Consider the following 20585-nt stretch of genomic DNA (forward strand, 5'->3'; position numbering starts at 1 on the left):
GTCCTATTCTGGCTGCGTCAAACGCAGGTTTGCGGGGGGTTTCCAGGTGACGTTTGCTGTCTTTGCGCTCTGCCCCGACAACGTTTCGAGGTCGAGCCTTACGGCACCATTCAACAACCGCGTAACAAGTTGATCTGCACTGGTTTGACCAGCAATAATTCCATCCAGTCGGTCATCCGTCCTCCCTGCAATACTGACTGAGAAGGGTTTGCTACCCGGCTTGGCGTCCAGTTCGTACACGACCAAGGTTTTGCCATCGAAGGGGACCAATTGCGGGGCAGAGTCTGCTGCTTTAAGTCCCTCAAAATGCACGGCGAGAGTTTCGAGATCAGGCTCAGTGACGGCGCCCTCTATCATCAAGGCCAGGCTTCGCGCGCTGCGATCGAAATGAGTTTCAATCAATGCGGATTGATCGGTCAGATCGCGCGCTTGCATCCAACCGCATCCGGCCTTCTTGCCCGCCCGTGCTCGGCTTGCGCCTTCAGCGCGCACAAAACCACCCAAACACCGCGCCGTACCATGACCGAGATACGCAACTTGCGTCGTTTCCAGCCAACCAGACAAGTCGCCCGGGCTGGGCTCTTCCCCCGCAATCATAGCGAAGCTTCGGCTTTCTGCAGGCAAAACCACGCGCCCTGCGTCCAACAGGTTGAGGATGACATGCCCGCCTGCGCCAATGACCACCAGACGCGCAGGCCCTTTGACGACAACCTCACCCGCTGATGGGAACCGAAACACGCCGCTGGCCCCTGGTAGGTCGAATACTGCGATTTCTCCGGCGTTCAAAGCGCGATTGGCGCCACGTCCGGCCGCGCCGGACTGCACCATATTTTCAATTTCTTTGAGCGTTTGGCGATCAGCCGACAGGCCACCCGTTCGGCCGCTTGAAAAGGCCGAAACAGCAGCGACGGTTTCCGGCACCACAGATGTCGCCAAGATCGTTTTTTCAGCTTTTGCAGCCCCTATTTCCGCCCGCAGCAAGACCGAAGCTGAGGAGGCCTCCTTAGGTTCAACCACAATCGTCGGAGGTACCATTCGCTTGAATTTGGCGCTTTTGGGCGTGGCCAATGTCACCGAAGTAACCGCGTCAATCACTCTCTCTTGTGCAACGCGCCCCGGTTGCACCATCATCCCACGCAGGCGCGCCTTGCCGAAGGGAACGGTTTTTGTGGGTTGTCCTGGCTTGACTTTGACCCGTTTGCGCCCAGCAGCAGCAGACCCAACAATGCGTTCTGACAAGAGCCCGATGCGCATCGGCACAGCGCGCGCCCGGGTCCACGAGCGCTGTGCCGTGACAGCGCGTTCAGTATTGTGCCAATCGGTGGCGATTTGAGGCATTTTTTGCGCAGCTATTGTCTTGAGCATCACACGCTGGCTTTTGGCTTCGCGTACCAGACTGGCGCGCAGTGTGCCCGCAGCACGCAGCGGCAAGGGTTTGCGATCTCCAGGTTCGACCTGCTCAAAGGCCACCCCGCCCGACGCATCGTTTGGTATCCGTTTGGAGCGCACCGAATTGAAACTGATGTCGAGCCCTTCGGTGGCTGAAATCACGTCGCCTTTAGGTACCTTTTTGGCATCGCTGTCTTGAGGCGGCCCCCAAACACCGATTGGGAATTTCCCGGTGGTGCGGGCCTTGGGGAAGATTTTCGATGGCACGTTCAGCGATGTTGCCGTGCCGTCGTCTCGCGTCAGTCGCAGGGTCAAGATGCTGCTTGTAACCGTTTTGCCAGATGGCGCGACGCCAAGGTTTGGAGCAGCCCCAGTCGGCACATTTCTTCCATCACAATTGATCGCAGTCAAAGGAATGGTGCTGGTAAAAGAAAGTTCGAATTCACTCGTGACATCAAAGGGGTGCGCTGCTGTACCATCTGCGCTGCCAGCTTCCTCGCCATTGCTGGACGCAGGGGGTATTGCGCCACGTCCGGCGATCCCACTGAGGGCCCGTGCTCGATTGCCCGGCGCGAGCTCAAGGTATTTTTCGGCAAATGCGGACCATGCGATGAGTTGCGCAGGAACGGGTGTGCTATCGCCAAAGCGCACACGAATGTCGATGGGTCCGACTTCGATGCGAGCTGTACCGTGAAATTCGGGACCGCGTACTTCGATGTATGCGCCAAGGCTGAAGGACAGTTTGATAGTGCCAAGAAAGGTTTTGATCCGGATGCCCGCCGAAACGCGCGCATGCGCGTCGGCTTCATAGCGGAACGGGTCGAAATAGACGATGGCATTGCCGCCAAAGCTGACATGAGCAAACGCTGGTCCAAATTTGGCGCTTGCTTCAAAGAGACCGCCCGCCATGATCGCCTCTGATGTAAGCGCGAAATAAACTTCGGCTTTGATCACAATATTGCTGGACACGGACCAGTTGAAGCCAAGCCGCGGCACCACGGGATACCCGTCTCGGTGGAAATTCGGATGATACCCGCCAAGTGTCAGAACAAATTGACCCGCCTTGTCGCCCTTGAACCAGCTGACATAGGCAAATCCGCCGGTGAGGCGCGCGCTTGTGTGCAACAGCCAAGAGTTGTCCGTGAGCTGCGCCTGTATCCAGATCACGCCCTCTTCGGTCGAAAACCGCGCGACAAGGCCCAGTTCGATAGAGACAAGAGCAACTTCGGGCCGGGGCAATGCCATGCGCGCCAATCCAAAGATCGAGAGCTCAAAACCTTGCCCGAACTCGACCGCCACAACTGCGATACCGTCCACCAGAGCAAAGGACGTGAAGCTGATGCCGGCGGCAAACCAGAACTTGCCTTTCTTTTCGGGAAAATTGCCGCGTATGATACGCAAGTCCTCAGACAGGTTCCCCCCGGGGCTAAAAGCGGGATTAAGCGCCGAAATCATGATGAAACTGTCGAAATCACCCGGACTTGTGGGGGGCACCAGGTCCCTGTTGATGCCAAAGCCCCCGCCAATACCAGTCAGAAAAAACGCAGGTGCCCCGCCAAAGGGACCAAGCACCGCACCGTAGACAAAGAATGCGGTATAGGGATCGTCGCCTTTGATCGCCGAGTAACCCCCGTATACCGACAGACCATAGGTGCCAAACCGGGCGGCCAACATGCCGATGTAGTCAATACTTGCGCTATCTTCGATCTCAAATTTTCGCAACCCGCCAGCCAAGACCACACCCGACATATCAGCCGAAACCGCCAGACCGGCCAGATCAACCGCCCAGGACGCTGGATCAAAGATTCCGCCCTCATTGACTCGGTGGCGCAGCTCCAGATCATCAACCGCCGCTTGCAAGCCTGCGATTGACACATTGCCATCGAAGAGCAGCGAAACGGATTGCAGGGTCTCATTAGAGATTTGCGATCCCAAACCGATCTGGTCAATGTAGATGGGGCCAAATTGGCTGCGGATCGGTAGCCACCAGGGACCATCCCCTTCACCAGCAACAAACTTGAACGCAACGCCGCCGCCATCCGCGACAGGACGGGTCTGGACGGAAAGCGCCGGGCTGAAAGAGGGCGCAAGGGCCGCGTCGCCTTCGTTGGTTTCGGCCAGCATACCCTCTGCGACGGCATTGCCGCCTTCTTCGCCACCGGTGGCGCCGCCAACAGCCACGGCGATTTCAGACAGCTGAACCTGTGCGCCCCCCAGCTTTTCAGCTTTCGAAACCCGCCCGAAGCCATGCAGTGCAATAGATCCAATGGCAATCGGGCTATCCAATAACGGTGCATTCGATCGTCCGATGCGTAACCCGACCCCATCTACAGAAAGTGTCGGTTCAAACGCCATCTGTCCGTTATCCAGCTTCAAAAGACCGATTTTCAAACCCGCCGTTGGCCCACCGATGATCCATCGGCTGTCATTCTCCAGCCAGAGAGCGAAGTCGCCCTCGGCGAGGGCCAGGCGGCCCCGGATCTGCAAACTGAACCCAACAACACCGGATGTTTTGGCCAAACCGATATCCAGCGCATTCGCGACGGTGACGGTTGGTTCAGCACCCGCAATATTGTCAATCAGCGTGACGACTCGCGCCAGCTTGTCCTCAAGCAAGTCGACAGCGGTTTCATCGGGTCGCAGGATGACTCGGAAGAAATCGGCGTCCAACCTGCCAGCGGGTTTCAGGAGAACGCCTTCAAGCATGTTTTCCAGCTTGAGGTTATTGGCCGCTGGCCCAATGGGTTTGTCCAACACCTGTCGAATTGCTGGCATTTCCAACAGAAAGGTGCCCAATAGATCAATGGCAAAATGCATGATCCCGCCGGCGACTTCCGCAGGCGTATTGGTCCCGAAGTTTGGCTCAAACACCTTGGTGTCAAAATCGTAACGCAACATCAGTGCCTGTGTGTTTTCTAAGTCAACAGCAAGCCCGATTGAGACATACGGGTCCGTCGCCGTCCGTCCCACATCCAGCGCAAAGACCGGTCGCAACATGACACCTGCGCCTAGCGGTATGTTGGCCGGTCCAATGCCCGCGCGCAGTGCTGCAAGCCCCTCGGTATCAAGGCGCAAAGCGGCTGTGACGGTGTTGGCAAAAGGAACTCCTTGAATGTCGGCACCTACCTCCACAGAAAACGGGCTGGCATTTAGGGTAACATGGACGGTTGAACCGTCCGTTCCTGCATCGGCGATCTCAAGACGCACCCCCGCAGCCATCGCATTAGCGCCGCTGCCAAGTGGGATCACTGTCACATCGCTGGGCAAGGCGTTTCCGAGACGGGAAAGGCCCGAGGCCAACAACTGCGGCCAACGGCTTTCCAAAGTGCTGGCAGGATCCGTCACCAGATTGACAAGTGTAGGGCCATCGAAATTACCCCCCTGTCGCAGCAATAAGGCGTCGCCAACATCAGCAAGCAAATGCCCCGCCGGGCTGTTTGTCGCAACGATCGCATCCAGAGCCGTTGGCAAAGCAGCGCTAATACCTGCCGTGGCCAGCTGTGCCAAACCGGCAGGATTTGGGTAAATTTCCAGATCCGTGCCTGCACCATCGCGCATGAACAGATTGACCGTTCCATTGGCGACATTCAAATGGACAGCACGCGTTCCCGCGACACCGCCACTTGGCCCGACAAAAACAGCAATTGCAGGCAAGACACGACCATCCGCGTCCATGTGCACACCCACTGCCCCGCCGAAGTCGATGTCCGCAGCGGGCATAAAGAGCGACGGATCAAGTGTAAATTCCAAAACGAGACCACTTGCATTGCGGGCCCGCAGAGCCAGGCCTGGCGCGATGTCCCAGACACCCTCGGCGCCTGTGAGGTTGACCAGCGGTTTAAGTGCTGCGATCAGCGCAATGACGCGGTCGGGGCGCATTGTTTTGCGATCGAGTGTCCCCAAGACGGTGCTGTCACGCAACCATGCGCCAGGATTGATCATCATCAAAGGCGGTATCGAAACGCGCGGCGGGCTTGCTGAATGATCCAGCAACCCCAGCCCGGTCAGCGCGGCATCGACGATAGGACGCACCCCGGGATCAGATTGGCGCAAGCCGTCGAGAATTTGGGCTAAAGCGGCCGTCGCCAAAGCGGGTATCGCTGCTTTTGCAAGTCGCGCAAAGTCAGGCGCGGGCCAGAGCGGTAGCGTCGATGGCACCCCGCCCAAAGCCGCAGCGTGTGCGGTGCCAAACTGCAAGGATGCAGTAAATGGCATTAGTGGTACGTCTAAATGTGTATCGCTTTCAGCTCCCAATCGCAGCGCTGCGGCCGAGACACCCGCAGGTCCAACAGCACCGGTAACAGCCCATTCCGTGAAGATCGGCATGTTCGTTTCGCCCGACAGGCTGAGGGTCATCTGCCGCGCAACAGGATCAAAACTGACCCCGGTGACATCTCCCGTGATGTCGCCGAGGACCGCCATCAAACGCCCACGCAGACTCGGATTGTTCAGAATGTCCTGCAGGCGGGCCGCCGGATCATCGAGCCAATTTGAAAGCGACAGGGGGTCTAACCCATCTCCCGCGCCCAATATGCCCCCCGCGCGCAAAGCCTCGACCACTCTGGACAGGGTCGGATCTGTCGAGGCAATCATGTCGTTGAATACAGTGGAAAGAATGTCCCGGATCTCGGGCATGGTTGGTGCGACGCGCCCATCGATGCCGAGATCTTCCTCAGTCGCCTCCGGCGAGACGGTCAGTCTGGGAAAACTGCGATCCTGAATGCGCACCCCATGCAAGATGATTTCTGCGCGGTTGAGATCAGGATCGACAGCGCCGCCAATCGATAAGGTTAGGTTAATTTCAACCGAGCGCAACTCAAGGTCAAACGGCGCGGGTGCGGCATGTGGACCTCCGACTAGCCAACCTGACGCGTTGCGCAATTCTAGGGCCGCGGAAACCAAGCGAGCTTGACGCGGTGCGGCGACAGGTACGCCCGCACCGAATTCCAAATCCAGTCCAACGAGTTCCGTTAAGGCATGGCCCTCGACAATCACACCCGTGCTGGCCGAGGTACTGGCTAGGGGAAGCCAAACCCCCATCGACGCTGAAGTGATCTGCTGCGCTGCCCTTCGGTGCGTGCGGGCTTGCGCATTGAGGCTGAGGCCCGCCGCAACCGCGGCACTCAGTGCACGTCGAACCGCATCTGCATCCAGCGTGCCATAGACCAGATGCAAGGCGAGATCAGCGCGCTTGGCACCGGACCATCCGGCTGGCAGCGACAGATCCGCGAGGGTCACCGCTCCATCGTTCAGGTAGCCCCCGATGAGCTGCCGCGCTCGCGCAATATCCGCATCGTCGGGCTCTGCCGGATCGACCTCGGGCAAGAATTCAGCAAGGCGGCGCAATACTTCTGCTTGCGCGGCGGGCAGCGGGGATGGCACTTGTTCGGCAACAACCGGCAGGCCGACAGTGACCAGCCGATTGATACCACTGCCCATGGCATCCAGAGCCAGCCAGCAGGCATGCGCTGCCGCTGACTGCGCGACCACGGTAACATCAGATCGCCCTGCAATGATAGAAAGCCCATGGCGCAATCTTGCCACCTGGCCTGCAACACCGTCTGGATCTCCCGATGGCAACCGCGCCGCTTCACGCGAGGAGAGAAACACATGCCACTCGCCGCCTTGTGAGGGCAACGGCGTAAATGCCAAAGGATCGCGTCCTGCTTCACGAAGGTCCAAAATTCGAGCGGGGTTTATTGCCGGATCAATCGGCGCATTTGACCGCGCAACTGACACGTTGATTCGCGTACCGGTCGCGCCACCGATAATCGGTGCGATGTCGAGATTTCTGAAAAGCGCGCCAGCAAGTTGATTCTGTACCAGATGAATGGTCGATCCGGTTACGGGGACCGCCGGCGCGCGCACATGCCCATCACTGCCCTGCCACAACCGGGTCAGACCCAGCAAGCCGGAGCTGATGCTCTCCGGATCGAGTCCGGCGCCAAAGGGTCCTGCAACGTCCGGAAACTCACTGAGAATGGCCTGCGCCAGTTTTCCTGGAGCCAAGCCTGCGTCACTCGGACGCCACCTGCGCAACGGCTGCGAAAGAAGCGCATTGGGTGCGGGCACTGGCGCATCCGGCTGCCGCCAAACGGCAATGCCAGGCATGCCTGCCGTACCGGAGAGCATGATGCGCCACGGATCCGCCACTGTGCCGCGCCCGACGACGTTGAGCCGTGCGTTCCGCTGGCCGGAAAGGAACCGCGCCAGAGGTTGAAGCTGATCCTGCAGCTTGCTGTCCGCATCGGCCAAAATGCGCGCTATCCAAACCCGCAGGGCGTTGGCCGGTTCCGCCACCAGATCGGCCAACCGCAACCGATGACGCGGCGGCGCGCCCAACACCGGCGTTTTGCGACGCCATCCCACAGCCTCAATCAAATCAATGAGCCAGTCTTGTCCGAACTTGCGTGCGAGCAGGGATATCAGGCGCTCCAGCGCGTCCCATTGAGCGATGGTGATCGAAGCAATCATCTGATCAAAGCCACCGGAAACATCGGGAATATCAATTGGGACAAGAACCCCATCGACATAAACGCTCGGGTTTGGCGCTTCGTAAGCAATGCCGAGGCCCGTCTCAGCACGCCATAGGGCGCGCAGCCCAATATGGTTTACCTCAAACCGGAAACCGCCTTGATCGGTGCGCAACCGCCCCCCACCGCGTGCGCGACCCAAAGCTCTAACCAAAACTTCCGGCAAGAAACCGGCAGCGCCGCTGTCAAGGTTGAGCGCCACAATACCAACGCGCACGCGCGTTTCCAGTACCGTGCACCGCTCGCCCAATGTGTCCACCTGCCGCAGGAACCCCAGTCCAATCACCAGTCGTTCTTGCGCATCGCGCCAGACCGCGCCGTGTAACCCCGCAACAAGTGGCAGGATCCAAGGAGCTGCGTCTGTGCCGTCGCCGGTCACCATATCCGGGGTGGTGTCGTTGGTTAGCAAAACACGGAGACTGGAAAGAGCAGCCGACACATCGGCCGCCGGTCCATTCAGCACCGCTTGCCAATGTGCACGCAACAGTCCCAGCGGATCGCCCAGGAATTCCAATAGGTCGACGCTGGGGTAGCCGACGGTTGCGCCAGGCGGGGCTTGCCAACCCAGAACAACGGCGATGAGATCTCCTGCGGGACCCAGATTGCCCAAGACTTCGACCAACGCATCCGTGATCGCCTGAGAGGCCGTCGCCGCCAGGGCGTCGGGGTTTGTGAGGTCTAGTTTGGGGTGGGTTGTCGAAAAGATTACCGCGTTTAGAAGCTCAACTACCAGAATGGGTTTGCGCTCCGCGTCGAGGCCCAACCCAATAACCAGAGTATCGATCGACACGTTTGGCATAGAGACAGCCGCCAGATCAAACCGCGCTTCTGCCCGCAGTTCCGGCACAGCTTGCGCCGTGCCAAGACCGAGGTCTATGCGCACCAGATCGGCGCGCAATGACACCTCCGCTACTGCATCCTGCAAACCGAATGCGGAAGAAACCGTGATGACAGGTTTGCCGGAGGCGCCGGCTTCCGCCCGGAGCCCCAGTCTGACGACAGCGCGGTCAACGGTCAGGAGCACCGCGTCACCCTGCACGGAAGCCGTTGTGCCCAGTACATCCGCGAGCGCCTGCAACCAGGCCGTACGGCGCGTTGCATCGCCCAGCACCTGCGCCAGCCAATCACCGAGCGCATCAGCGCCGTGATTGAAAAAGTCTTCGATAGGCAAAGCCGGGATGACCGGGTCATCATCCAGTCCGATGAGTTTGGCAAACGCACGTATCTGCGCACCGGCGGATGCGCCCACCTGAGCCTGAAGCAATCCTATGATCAATTCCAAACCTGCATCGCGCAGTCCGTCGGGGTCTGTAAGGGAAAGGGTCAGATCCCGCCCAGTGGACTCTCCTGGCAATTGCAATCCGCGCAGCGTCAAACCAATCTGCGGACCGCCGCCCGATTGCAATGTTGGCAACAAAAGGCGCACGCCCACCGCTTGCAACCCGGGCTCACCGGGCGGAGCGGCGGTCTGCGAAACTGTCACTTCGCTGGTGAGGGCAATCACACCTCCCCGTTGCCGTATCAGTTCAGGGCTTGACGGCGCTGGCCCGGTTTTGCCCGCCCGGAACAACGGAAACATCAGCGATGACTGGCTGACCGCCAACGGCGCGTCAGTGCTAAATCGCACCCCTAAAAACAGATGTACCTCATCAATTGCTCCGACCAGATCCACCGGCGTGTCGTCCACAACCACAAAGAACCCGATACGAGAGCCGCCACCCAAATCTTCGGAAAACAACGCAATCCAACGACGGTCTTCCGCGTCGCGTTCGGTCTCGCCTCCGCGCAGTGTTGACACGAAATCGAAAAGAGCGTCTCGCTGCGCGTCATCCGCCAACATGGTTTTCAGGTATCGCTCGGGATCTGCCAACCAGTCGCTGTTGAATTCGCCCTCTGCATTGACCAGCCCAAGGGCGCGTAACAGATTGGTTGTTTCGCCAAAATCGTCCGGAGAAAACGCGTTCATTGCTGTTCTTCCTTGAAGACAAAACGTGCCTGGCTTTCCACCACTAGACTGCCGCGCCGGGCGACCAATGCACGCGGAACGAGACGCTTGTTTTGAGCGTCGCGTCCGGAGGCTCCCGCCAGGCTTTCGCTGGCCGCGATCAATGCGCCATGGGCAAATGCGATCAAAGCATCACCCCAGACCCGCGCCACACGTGCATTGCCCGCTGGCCTGTCTGTCGTGGCCATAACCAAACCAGACAAGCGCTTTTCGCTGCCAACAGCAAAGGGGATTTGCATGGTTGCACGCAGCTGGTCAGCTTCAACTTTGACGTCGATCCGCACAAAACCTTCCGTCAATGTCGCCGTGACTTGCGAAGCATGAACAACAAGTTGATTGATCCCATCATCCCAGATCACACTGTTTTCGTTTTCCGACAATTGCACCGCAGCCAACCGTAACAACTGTGTCAAACCAGATGTGGTGACAGGCAAATCTGCACCTTTTCGTCCTTTACCAACGGGAATTGTTGGCAGGGCTTTGGGGCTTTTCTTACGTATCTCATCGATCAGAGTGGTAGTTACGAAGTGGAGCTGATTTTGCCGAGGGATATTAGGGCGTTGGATAACGTTGGCTAAAATTTCGGAGAGGTCTTTCGGCTTCACGGTGTTGCCGATGAAATCGCCCAAGTCGTCGAAAACACGCGTTGGGTTGCGATCGATCACCAGATCTTCGGCAAGATTGCCACCCAAGCGCCCTGCGTCTTCAATAATTCGATCGAGCCGTTGGCGGTCCGTCACAGAAAGGCCAGGCACACGACTCAGATCACGCAGTCGCGTGCCTGAAGTGGCTGAACCGAGTCCCCCCTCACGTCGTAGCGTTGGTCGACGTACCATGGCGATCTCCCCCCAAGATCAAGAGGCGCGTTTGCAGCAGATCAGTTTAGCCTGAGCGACAGGCAAAGAACGCCGCAGCACCAAAATTGGCAGCGGCGATACCGGTTACTTACGAATGGCGTTCAGTAGAATTTGTGCCCCGTAGCCGAGTATCAACCAGGTAAAAATAAACCCCACCAGCTCCAGCGCGAAGCTACCCCATTTGAAGTAAAGCTGAGCAATGATGAGAGCGATGGTGAAAGGAAGAAACTCGCGTTCCAGAATGTCTTTGAGCGCGAATGTTTTGAACAAAGAATACACGTAAAGTGCTCCACACGTCTGAAATAGTGAGCCGTTTCAACCGCAAGTTAACGTGGCGTTAACCGGCCGCGTCAAGCAATACTTTTTTCGTCCTTTGAAAACACCCCACCCAGGATTTTCTGTGCAGTTGCAGCATATTGCCGCCTTTTCGAGCCTTTGCTTGAGAACTGTTAGCGAAAACAGGATTTTGGTTTTATTTGGCGATTGCATAACGCAAGAAACACACGAGAGTGATTTATTGCATTATAATTCAAGTGATTGCGCGCTCTAGTTCGTTCGAATTATCCTACTAAACCATGACTTGGGTTCGATTTTCGAGTGCGTAACGATGTCGCCCTATTGAGTTGCTGCCACTGCAAAAAAAAGGGTTAGTCCGCGGTGCGCGATCAACAGATTCAGCATGCACTAGTCACCGGTCCGAATTTCAAACATAGACCATCGAAATCCATTTTCGTCTTGGAAAGACCCGCGAGCTGATTCTCGAAAGAGACGGCTCACGGTTTCAATGCTGTCATCCAATCCAAGGTCTGATCTGTGGGCAGCGGTGATTTGTATTCTGCCCCAAGTGGGTGCTTGTATCCCAATGATTGTATCAGTTGAAAAACATGCGCAAAGTTGACTTCGCCATGATCCGGCGTTCCCCGATCTGGTACACTTGCAAATTGGATATGGCCAATAAGCGGCAACAGACGCTCCAAAGAGTGTGACAAATCGCCTTGCATCAGTTGCACATGGTAGCAGTCAAACATCAGTTTGAGATCAGGCGATCCGACGGCCGCAATAATCTCCTCCGCCTGCCCGGTTGTGGTCAGAAAATACCCAGGCGCATCATATCGATTGAGCGGTTCTAGAAGAATTTTGATGCCCAAGGGCGCGGCCTTTTCGCAGGCATATTGCAGGTTGGAAACAAAACATGCCTGTGCCACCGCGCCCTGCGCAAAACCCGCCATCACATGGACCGCACTGGTGCCGGTTTGCCCTGCATAGGCCAAGGCCTCGTCAATAGCTTCCTGCGCCTCGGTTTCCCGTCCGACCAACGCAGAAAGGCCATTTTCGCCTGCCTCCAGATCGCCGCGTCGCGTGTTCAACCCCAACATCGGCAGACCGGTTTCCTCGAGGGCGTTGGTCACTTCAGCTGCAGGGAACGCATAGGGCCAGTGACATTCAACTGCATCAAATCCTGCAGCTTTTGCAGCATGAATGGCATCCGGCAAGGGCCTGTCCGTCCAGAGAAACCCCAAGTTAGCTGAAAACCTGATCAATCATCCCACTCCACATCGAATTGTGTGACAAGGTCGCGCACTTGAGCCTGTGAAAGCATATTGGCATCAAATCCACGCATCAGCATGGCCAGACGCGCTGTATCCTCAAGCTCTTCGATGGCATTGCATGCAGCCTCGATATCCTTGCCCGCAACAACCGGGCCATGGTTGGCGAGCATAACTGCGCTGCGCTTTCCCGCCAGCCCACGCACGGCCTCGCCCATTGCAGGATCACCGGGCCGGTAAAACGGAAGAAGTTTCACCTTTCCCAGTTTCATGATCGCATAGGGTGTCAGAGGCGGCAGAAAGTTATCCGGGTCAACGCCCGGCATCATTGACCACGCAACGGAGTGACACGCATGCAAGTGGACCACAGCGCCGGCAGTGCTTCGCGTATCGTAGAAGGCTGAATGCAAAGGCATTTCCTTGGTGGGCGCGTCCCCTCCCACGAGATTGCCCTGTACGTCAAAATGGCTGAGACGCGCAGGATCCAGCCGCCCAAAACTTGTACCCGTGGGCGAGACAAGTAAACTACCATCAGCAGTGCGCGCAGAGATATTCCCGGTGCTTCCACCTGTCAGGCCTCGGTCAAAAAGCGACTTTGCCAGCAAGCACATTTGTTCGCGGAGTGCGGCGTCAAGACTCATGATGCATCGAGGACTGAAAGGGCCTGACCGAAAAAATCCTCGGCGCCAAAGTTGCCGGATTTCAAAGTCAAAGCGATGGCATGTCCCGCGCTTTCGCTGAAGGTCCACGGCACACCTGGCGCGATTTCTGCCCCGATGTGCAACCTGTCAACACCAAGGGCTTTGGTCACGGCGCCGGATGTCTCGCCGCCCGCCACAACAAATCTGCGCACACCCCGGTCACGGGCGGCAATCGCGATCTGAGATAGAGCGGCTTCGACGATTTCGCCAGCCCGCGCCGTGCCGAGTTTGTCTTGTGCAGCACGCACATCTTCCGGTTCCGCTGTCGCATATATAATAGGAGCTGCATCGACCGGTTGTGAGGCGAGCCATGCCAATGCGGCACTTGGCCCCTTTGTCTCCAGCTCAAGAGGATCGAGGCGAAACCCCGGAGCCTTTTGACAATACTGCGCGACCTGCTCCCGAGTCATCTCAGAGCAACTGCCGGACAAGATTATTGCTTCCTTCGCGATGCTTTGCCTGTCAGCATCTTCGGTTTGAGCTTGCAGAATACCGGCTTGCTCATAGAGCGCAGGCAGTGGCATGGCCAAGGCACTGCCGCCCGTCAGCAAAGGCATGGTCCGGCATGCGGATGCGATATGTTTAAGATCTTCGTCAGCGACGGCATCCACCACAACATGCGCTACGCCCCTGTCTGCAAGTTTCTTGAGCGCCGCCACAATCGCATCGGGCCCCTGTGCGACTGTCAAGCGGTCGATCAAGCCAACGTTTTGAGTCACCTGTGGCTCCAACAATCGCACCAGGTTGCTATCGCGCATGGGCGTCAAGGGATGGTCTTTCATCGGGCTCTCTGCCAGTGGCTGTTGGCCAACAAACAAGTTTCCCATGAAAATAGAACGTCCGTTTTCTGGAAAAGCGGGGCAATAGATCGTTTGCGACGTGCCAATGTCGGCCATGAGAGCTTCTGAAACTGGGCCTATATTCCCCTCCGACGTACTGTCGAAAGTAGAGCAATACTTCCAAAAAAAACGTTTTGCGCCAGAATCTTGTAACCAAGATAGCGCTGCACGACACTCAAAAATGGCCGCGTCCACCGGCGCTGTGCGCGATTTTAACGCAATGACCTCGAATGCAGCGGTATCCTTTGGCGGAGTGGTGGGCACGCCAATGCGCAAGGACACCTCGGCCCCGCTGCGTGCCAGTAAACCAGCCAGATCAGTGGCTCCGGTGAAATCATCTGCAATGCAGCCCAAAAGCGTCGTCATAACAGCTTGTTCATGTTGCTCATTTCCTACCTGCACGTCGGTCAACACTAGGTAAAGCAATGCCAGCATTGCGCGCATAGACTTTGGCAACAGCAGCGTCATCTTCGCCGCCAAAACCCTGACCCGCCGCTGCCACGAATTGCTGCAAGGCCGCCGCTGTGATCGGTGCGCTGAAACTGTCCGCTTTGGCAATGTCCAGCACGATCCCCAGATCTTTGAGCCAGATATTAACGGCACTATGCGGCGTGTAATCGCCGGCCACAATATGCGGGGCCCGGTTTTCTAGCATCCAACTTGTACCGGCGCACTTGCTGATCACATCGACGAACTCGTCGGGACTTATACCCTGGGTCATACCAAAGGTTAGCGCCTCGGCCATGGCGGCAATATGAACGCCTGCAAGCATTTGGTTTACCGCCTTCATGGCGGAGCCTGCGCCCGCAGTTTCGCCCAATTCAAAAACCGTCTCAGCCATTGCATCCAACACCGGGCGCGCTGCAGCAAAAGTCGCAGTACTGCCAGAAGCCATAACAGACAATTGACCCATCGCTGCCTTGGCCGCGCCACCGGAAATCGGCCCGTCCAAATAGTGCACGCCATTTGCCAGCGCGCGAGCGGCTAGGTCGCGTGCCACTTCTGGCGGAACCGTAGCGCAGGCCAGCACGACTGAACCGGGTTTCATCTTGGGCACGACCCCCTCTGCGCCAAAGAGGACGTCTTCGGTCTGCGCCGCGTTCAGGACAACGACGACAACCGCGTCCAAATCAATTGCAATTTCCGCCAAATCACCTGCCGCGCCGCCTTCGGCAACAAATTCAGCAACACGCGCGGCATTCACATCAAACCCATGGGTTTGATGCCCTGCTCTGCGCACCGAGGACGCGATCCCGTACCCCATTGATCCCAAACCGATGACCGCAACTTTTTGCGCCATAAACCAATCCCCATTTTGATCGCTGCTTTCCGCTTCGAGCAACGTTGTGATGCAGTATGGGCCAAATCGCAAAGCGATAAAATGGCTTTTACCCAACTGATCTTTGCAATGGCCAAACGCAGTTGTCTCCCCTATCGCAATCTCAATGAAAACGGCGACGCGTCACGCAAGCAAGGTTAAACTGAGAAACGCCCATGGCTCTGACATGCATCGGATTTAGATCCATCGCATGATCCATAGTCTTTTTGCACGGGCAACCGTGTCTGGCGGAATTGGGTACTTGTCAGACCCCTATCCGCTTTGGCGGTTCGAGCGAGTGCCCGGGTACAGCAACTTGCAAGGCTCAATCAAAATTGCTGCATCCAGCGGCAGGATCAAAACACTTGGTGCGAAGGTTTTTACCTTGTCCGTCAGATGAAATGAAAGCAAGGCGCCCAAGGTATAAGCGACGTTCCTTGAAACCCTAAGTCAGCCAGATTTTTTGGCCCGTTTCAGCCGACCTGTAAATCGCATCCTTGATGCGGATCACCTCCAGATAGTCCCGCGCTTCATTCTCAAACGGCCCCAATCCGCGCATTCCGGCAACCACATGGTTTTGTAAATGAAAGACGCAATCTCCTCCAAACCCGTCCCAACTGTCGGGCGGTAAAACCGATTGGGCCGTCATCTCACCATGTGCGCGAAAGCTCACGCTGCCATCTCCTTTGAGGGTCATCACGCCTTTTGTGCCTTCGAAAAAGGCCTCACCCATGGTGCGGCGTTGGTTGTCTGCCATGTGATCGCAATGCCTGTTGCCATCGAAAAGAGCGCGCAGACCTTCTGGATGATCGAAGATCACGAACCCGGCGTCTTCGCCTTTGATAGCGGGGTTGATTTGACGCAGATCTGCGTAAACAGCGGTAGGGTTACCAAAGAGATAACGGAAGGTGTCGATCCAATGAACGCCAGTTTCATGGATCAGGAATTTGGGCATTTTTTGAACATAGGGCTGCCGGTCCAGATACGCCTCCGGCCCCTGCCCGTCGCCAGGACGCAGCCGGAAACTGGCCTGCAGCGGCGTACCAATGCAACCAGAAATTATTTCCGATTTGATGGCACGGTACCAAGGCATAAAGCGAAAATTCTCATGAACAATCAGCCGGGCGCCAACACGTTCCGCATGGTCCGTGAGGGCTATCGCTTCTTGTAAATCTGCGCAAAACGGCTTTTGACAGATGATAGTTTTGACGCCCATATCCAGTGCCGTTGTCACAGCTTCGCGGTGTGCCACTGGGGGCAGGATCACATCAAGAATGTCTGGCTCGGTCGCCGCAAGCATGACGCTCAGATCGCTGAACGCAGGTAGTCCCGTAGATTTCGCGGCATCGATCTGGCGATCCGTAGACCCGACACATACTACATCTGGGTGACGCGCCCAGGCCCCGTAGTGAAACTGACTGAAATACCCCGCACCAACACAGGCTACATGAAGAGGTGCCACCGACATTAGCCTGCCCTCAGTGCCGCAGTCACGGCAGTTGCAGCCTCATCGGTCGTGGCAAATCCCCCCAGATCTCCTGTCAGAACGTCGCCTTTGGCAATCACTGCCTCCGTTGCACTACGCAATCGCGCACCATCCTCGACCATCACTGCATGATCGTGGCGTAATCCGAGCCACTCCAGCATCATGGCCCCTGACAAGATCATTGCAAAGGGGTTCGCGATCCCCTGTCCTGCAATATCTGGCGCCGATCCATGGCAGGGTTGAAAGACCGCATGGTGCAACCCAATGTCGGCCGACGGGGCGACGCCCAATCCGCCCATAAGCCCCGCGCCCAGATCAGACAAGATATCGCCAAACATGTTTTCCGTGACCAAAACATCAAAATCCCATGGCTTTTGTACGAACCACAGGGCTGTGGCGTCCACATAAGCGTGGTCGCTTTTCAAATCCGGATACTTGGCTGCTTCGAGATCAAAGATTTCGCGGAAAAACGCAAATGCGCGAAAGACATTGGCTTTGTCTACACAGGTCACACGGCCTTCGCCGCGCCCAGCTTGTTTGCGCTCCTGCGCCAAATTGAAGGCAAACCTGAACAACAGCTCCGATGTCTTGCGCGTGATCAAAAGTGTTTCTCGCGCTTCATTCTCGGAGACTTCGCCGCAGCCTTGCGTGTGAAACAGCCCTTCCGTACTTTCTCGGATCAGAACGAAATCCACTTCTCTGCCATCGGGCATATTCAGAGGTGTCCTTTGGCCTGGGAAAATCCGAACCGGCCTCACACCGGCAAAGAGGTTGAGCGCTTTGCGCAGGTCGATCTGTGGCGAAATTTCCGTCCCGTCTTCATACCTCACGGAGGGCAGACCCATGGCGGACAACAAAATCGCATCCGAACTGCGCGCTGTGTCCATTGAGGCCTGCGGCAGTGAATCACCTGTTTGCGCATAATGTGCGGCACCCGCCGGGCAATTTTTAAAGGTGAATTTATAACCGCTCGCTTGACCCAAATCGCGCAGAATAGCTATGGTCGGGTCCATTATTTCGGGGCCAATTCCATCGCCTTGAAAGACTGCGATGTCATAATTTTCTTTCATTGATCTTCGCTTCCCTTAATAATTGCAGAGTTGGAAATGTGTTTTCGTCATTTACAGGATGGCCAAATTGCCGCCTTTAATGTATGCATTAAATTATGCGTAATTTCAATTATGATTTTGGACTTAAGGTAAAAGATGTTCGCAGTCGTTGTCACTTTTTCGATCAAATCAGAATGTCTGGCGGATTTCTTGCCCCTCATGGAACAAAACGCCGCGACTTCTTTGACCCAGGAAACAGGTTGTCGACAGTTCGACGTGGCCACGGACCCGATGCGGCCTAACGAGGTTTTTCTGTACGAATTATATGACAACGCTGCCGCTTTTGATGCGCATTTGACAACCACCCACTTTCAAACTTTTGATGCTGCAACTTCTTCCATGATCGCAGAAAAATCGGTCAAAACATACCAAAAGGTGATCCAATGAGTGAATGGGACGTTTTTGCCGTCAAATATGCGGACCGTAATGCGCGCACGCGACGCGAGAGTTTCATTTTCGACGACAACCATAATGCTCCCCACCCGATGGACTATTTCATGTGGGTTCTGCGTCGCGGCTCAGAGGTTATTCTGGTCGATACCGGCTATGACATAGAAGAGGCGACGCAGCGCGAGCGCCCGATCCGACTGGATCCGGTAACATCGCTGGCGCCGCTTGGGTTGACGCCCGAAGACATCACCTGTGTCATCGTTACCCATTTGCACTATGATCACGCCGGGGGTCTGCATCTGTTTCCCAATGCGAAACTGCATATGCAAGCAGCGGAAATGGCCTATGCGACCGGGCCTTGTATGTGTCACGATGTGCTGCGCATGCCGTTCACTGCGGACCATATTTGTGAGGCCGTCAAAAGGCTCTATTCCGGTCAGGTTGTCTTTCATGATGGGGACGCGGAAATAGCCGAAGGTGTGACCGTACATTGCATCGGCGGTCACAGCCGCGGGTTACAGGCCGTCCGCGTCCAAACCTCAGCAGGCTGGATGGTATTGGCCTCAGATGCAGCGCACTACTATGAGAATATTTTTGCGCGCAAACCATTCCCCATTGTTGTCGATCTCCAAAACATGTTGGATGGGTTTGATCGATTGGAGACACTTGCATCACGGCGCGAACTGATTGTTCCGGGCCATGATCCTATTGTCACCCAAGCCTACCCCCAAGCGATGGCAGATCACATCTGGCGACTGGATCAGGGGCCGACAAATCCAAGGTTGATGGTCCGACAATAACACTGAATGGCCAACGTCGGGCCGTTGATGAGACTGCAAAGCGTTACATTGCACATTTTTCAGGCAGAAAATGGAAGGTGTCGGCCCATATCAAAATTCGCTGTGGTAAAACGAAATTTGACGTGAAAAGTTAACGTCTGAAGATCTAATGCCCGAAGGCTGCATTCATTGCTCATGCGTACACCGACATTGCTGGACCAGCCGCGTGCTATTGGCGCAGCGCGCGTATCTAGCAAATCACATTCGGGTCGGTCGCATATTGATGACCTGCGCCAATCCGGCGCGCTCAAGGTTCTATTCCCACGCAGCACTGGCCGCCTTGAAGCTGTCCTGATCAACACAGCCGGCGGAATCACAGGCGGCGACGCCTTCACGATCTCAGGAACGGCAGGCGAAGGGTCAGAGTTGACCTTGACCACCCAGGCCGCCGAACGCGCCTACCGCGCACAGGCGGGGCAAACCGGTCAGTTCATAACGCAATTGAATGTGGTTGAGAGCGCCCGGCTCAATTGGTTGCCGCAAGAAACAATACTCTATGATGGATGCGCTTTGCGTCGGCGACTGGATGTGGAAGTGGCAAACAATGCCCGTTTCCTGATGGTTGAACCCGTGCTGTTCGGGCGTCGCGCCATGGGTGAAGACGTTCGCGACATGAGTTTTGACGACCAGATCAGCATCAAACACGGGGGCACCGTGATTTATCGAGATGGACTGTCGCTGCGCGGCAATGTGGCCGCACAGCTTGATCGCCCTGCGATCGCTGATGGCGCACGCGCAATGGCGAGCCTTGTGCTGGTCGCCCCAGAGGCGGAAGCGCATATCGCCCCCTTGCGCGCCATGATCGGAAGCTGCGGCGGTGCGAGCTTGCTGCGCCCGGGTGTGCTGGTCGCGCGTCTGCTGGCCGGCGACGGGTTTGACCTGCGCAAACATCTTGTTCCTGTACTGGATCATTTGACCAACACCCAATTACCCAAATGCTGGAGACTATAGGCTATGCAGCTGACCCCGCGTGAAAAAGACAAACTGCTGGTCGCCATGGCCGCCGAAGTTGCGCGCCGCCGTCTCGCGCGCGGCGTAAAACTGAATTATCCCGAAGCCATTGCTTTGATCACCGACGCTGTTGTCGAAGGCGCACGGGACGGACGATCCGTCGCCGACATGATGCAGGCTGGCGCGGAAATCATCACACGCGACCAGTGCATGGAGGGCGTGCCCGAAATGATCCATGACGTGCAGGTTGAGGCCACCTTTCCCGATGGCACCAAGCTTGTGACTGTCCACAATCCGATCCGCTAGGAGGCGCAGATGATCCCCGGAGAAATCATGGTCGCAGAGGGCGACATCACTCTCAATGCAAGCGCCGAAGCCATCACGCTCATGGTCGCCAATACCGGTGACAGGCCTGTTCAGGTAGGCAGCCACTATCACTTTGCCGAAAGCAACCCATCGCTGGAGTTTGACCGCACCGCCGCGCGGGGCACGCGGCTGGATATCGCGGCAGGCACGGCAGTGCGTTTTGAGCCTGGGCAACGCCGAGAGGTGCAACTCATACCTCTATCCGGTGCGCGCCGCGTTTTCGGCTTTAACCAGCAAGTTATGGGCGACCTTTGA

14 protein-coding genes are annotated in these 20585 nt (G+C 56.7%); 5 read left to right on the top strand and 9 right to left on the bottom strand.

Annotation, left to right across the window (positions count from 1 at the left end):
• Positions 1-3: 3 nt before the first annotated feature.
• The 9 genes from AB8B75_RS04785 to AB8B75_RS04825 all read right to left on the bottom strand — a co-directional run bounded on the left by AB8B75_RS04785 (position 4) and on the right by AB8B75_RS04825 (position 17745).
• On the bottom strand, positions 4-9888 hold the full coding sequence (locus tag AB8B75_RS04785) for a DUF6603 domain-containing protein (protein ID WP_405360254.1): 9885 nt from the start codon (positions 9886-9888) through the stop codon (positions 4-6).
• Positions 9885-10763 carry a hypothetical protein gene (locus AB8B75_RS04790; RefSeq protein ID WP_405360256.1) on the bottom strand — a complete coding sequence of 293 codons (879 nt, stop codon included), beginning with the start codon at positions 10761-10763 and terminating at the stop codon, positions 9885-9887. Before AB8B75_RS04790 ends, AB8B75_RS04785 begins: the two co-directional genes overlap by 4 nt.
• Positions 10764-10868: 105 nt before the next feature.
• Entirely contained in the window at positions 10869-11063 is a 195-nt protein-coding gene (locus tag AB8B75_RS04795; RefSeq protein WP_405360257.1) for a hypothetical protein, read from the bottom strand.
• A gap of 494 nt (positions 11064-11557) precedes the next feature.
• The gene (locus AB8B75_RS04800; RefSeq protein WP_405360281.1) at positions 11558-12322 is read right to left on the bottom strand and encodes a hydroxypyruvate isomerase family protein; all 765 of its coding nucleotides are present in this window, start codon (positions 12320-12322) and stop codon (positions 11558-11560) included.
• Positions 12322-12972, bottom strand: a complete 651-nt coding sequence (locus tag AB8B75_RS04805) for an aldolase (protein ID WP_405360259.1) — start codon at positions 12970-12972, stop codon at positions 12322-12324. Before AB8B75_RS04805 ends, AB8B75_RS04800 begins: the two co-directional genes overlap by 1 nt.
• Positions 12969-14237, bottom strand: a complete 1269-nt coding sequence (otnK, locus tag AB8B75_RS04810; RefSeq protein ID WP_405360282.1) for a 3-oxo-tetronate kinase — start codon at positions 14235-14237, stop codon at positions 12969-12971. Before otnK ends, AB8B75_RS04805 begins: the two co-directional genes overlap by 4 nt.
• 19 nt (positions 14238-14256) lie before the next feature.
• Positions 14257-15213, bottom strand: a complete 957-nt coding sequence (gene ltnD / locus AB8B75_RS04815; protein WP_405360284.1) for an L-threonate dehydrogenase — start codon at positions 15211-15213, stop codon at positions 14257-14259.
• A 421-nt stretch (positions 15214-15634) separates the two neighbouring features.
• Complete coding sequence (locus tag AB8B75_RS04820) at positions 15635-16657, bottom strand: Gfo/Idh/MocA family protein (protein ID WP_405360261.1); 1023 nt, start codon at positions 16655-16657, stop codon at positions 15635-15637.
• Positions 16657-17745 (bottom strand): isocitrate/isopropylmalate dehydrogenase family protein, encoded by a 1089-nt coding sequence (locus tag AB8B75_RS04825; protein WP_405360263.1) that lies wholly within the window; start codon positions 17743-17745, stop codon positions 16657-16659. The genes AB8B75_RS04820 and AB8B75_RS04825 overlap by 1 nt, the downstream gene beginning before the upstream one ends.
• Before the next feature lie 135 nt (positions 17746-17880).
• Here AB8B75_RS04825 and AB8B75_RS04830 point away from each other — a divergent pair, with 135 nt between their 5' ends.
• From AB8B75_RS04830 to AB8B75_RS04850, 5 genes are all read left to right on the top strand, one after another.
• The gene (locus tag AB8B75_RS04830) at positions 17881-18171 is read left to right on the top strand and encodes a putative quinol monooxygenase (RefSeq protein ID WP_405360265.1); all 291 of its coding nucleotides are present in this window, start codon (positions 17881-17883) and stop codon (positions 18169-18171) included.
• Positions 18168-18974: an N-acyl homoserine lactonase family protein gene (locus tag AB8B75_RS04835; protein ID WP_405360267.1), complete on the top strand. Its 807-nt coding sequence runs from the start codon at positions 18168-18170 to the stop codon at positions 18972-18974. Before AB8B75_RS04830 ends, AB8B75_RS04835 begins: the two co-directional genes overlap by 4 nt.
• A gap of 174 nt (positions 18975-19148) precedes the next feature.
• Positions 19149-19964: an urease accessory protein UreD gene (locus AB8B75_RS04840; RefSeq protein WP_405360268.1), complete on the top strand. Its 816-nt coding sequence runs from the start codon at positions 19149-19151 to the stop codon at positions 19962-19964.
• A gap of 3 nt (positions 19965-19967) precedes the next feature.
• Positions 19968-20270: an urease subunit gamma gene (locus AB8B75_RS04845; RefSeq protein ID WP_405360269.1), complete on the top strand. Its 303-nt coding sequence runs from the start codon at positions 19968-19970 to the stop codon at positions 20268-20270.
• Between the two features lie 9 nt (positions 20271-20279).
• Positions 20280-20585 carry an urease subunit beta gene (locus AB8B75_RS04850; protein ID WP_405360270.1) on the top strand — a complete coding sequence of 102 codons (306 nt, stop codon included), beginning with the start codon at positions 20280-20282 and terminating at the stop codon, positions 20583-20585.

The organism is Roseobacter sp. (assembly GCF_045106495.1).
Taxonomy (GTDB): domain Bacteria; phylum Pseudomonadota; class Alphaproteobacteria; order Rhodobacterales; family Rhodobacteraceae; genus Roseobacter.

Bases quoted from the DNA above. Each gene is read 5' to 3' on its own strand.
- AB8B75_RS04785 (WP_405360254.1), bottom strand. From the start codon at position 9,888: ATGAACGCGTTTTCTCCGGACGATTTTGGCGAAACAACCAATCTGTTA.
- AB8B75_RS04790 (WP_405360256.1), bottom strand. From the start codon at position 10,763: ATGGTACGTCGACCAACGCTACGACGTGAGGGGGGACTCGGTTCAGCC.
- AB8B75_RS04805 (WP_405360259.1), bottom strand. From the start codon at position 12,972: ATGAGTCTTGACGCCGCACTCCGCGAACAAATGTGCTTGCTGGCAAAG.
- otnK (WP_405360282.1), bottom strand. From the start codon at position 14,237: ATGACGACGCTTTTGGGCTGCATTGCAGATGATTTCACCGGAGCCACT.
- AB8B75_RS04820 (WP_405360261.1), bottom strand. From the start codon at position 16,657: ATGTCGGTGGCACCTCTTCATGTAGCCTGTGTTGGTGCGGGGTATTTC.
- AB8B75_RS04825 (WP_405360263.1), bottom strand. From the start codon at position 17,745: ATGAAAGAAAATTATGACATCGCAGTCTTTCAAGGCGATGGAATTGGC.
- AB8B75_RS04830 (WP_405360265.1), top strand. From the start codon at position 17,881: ATGTTCGCAGTCGTTGTCACTTTTTCGATCAAATCAGAATGTCTGGCG.
- AB8B75_RS04835 (WP_405360267.1), top strand. From the start codon at position 18,168: ATGAGTGAATGGGACGTTTTTGCCGTCAAATATGCGGACCGTAATGCG.
- AB8B75_RS04840 (WP_405360268.1), top strand. From the start codon at position 19,149: ATGCGTACACCGACATTGCTGGACCAGCCGCGTGCTATTGGCGCAGCG.
- AB8B75_RS04845 (WP_405360269.1), top strand. From the start codon at position 19,968: ATGCAGCTGACCCCGCGTGAAAAAGACAAACTGCTGGTCGCCATGGCC.
- AB8B75_RS04850 (WP_405360270.1), top strand. From the start codon at position 20,280: ATGATCCCCGGAGAAATCATGGTCGCAGAGGGCGACATCACTCTCAAT.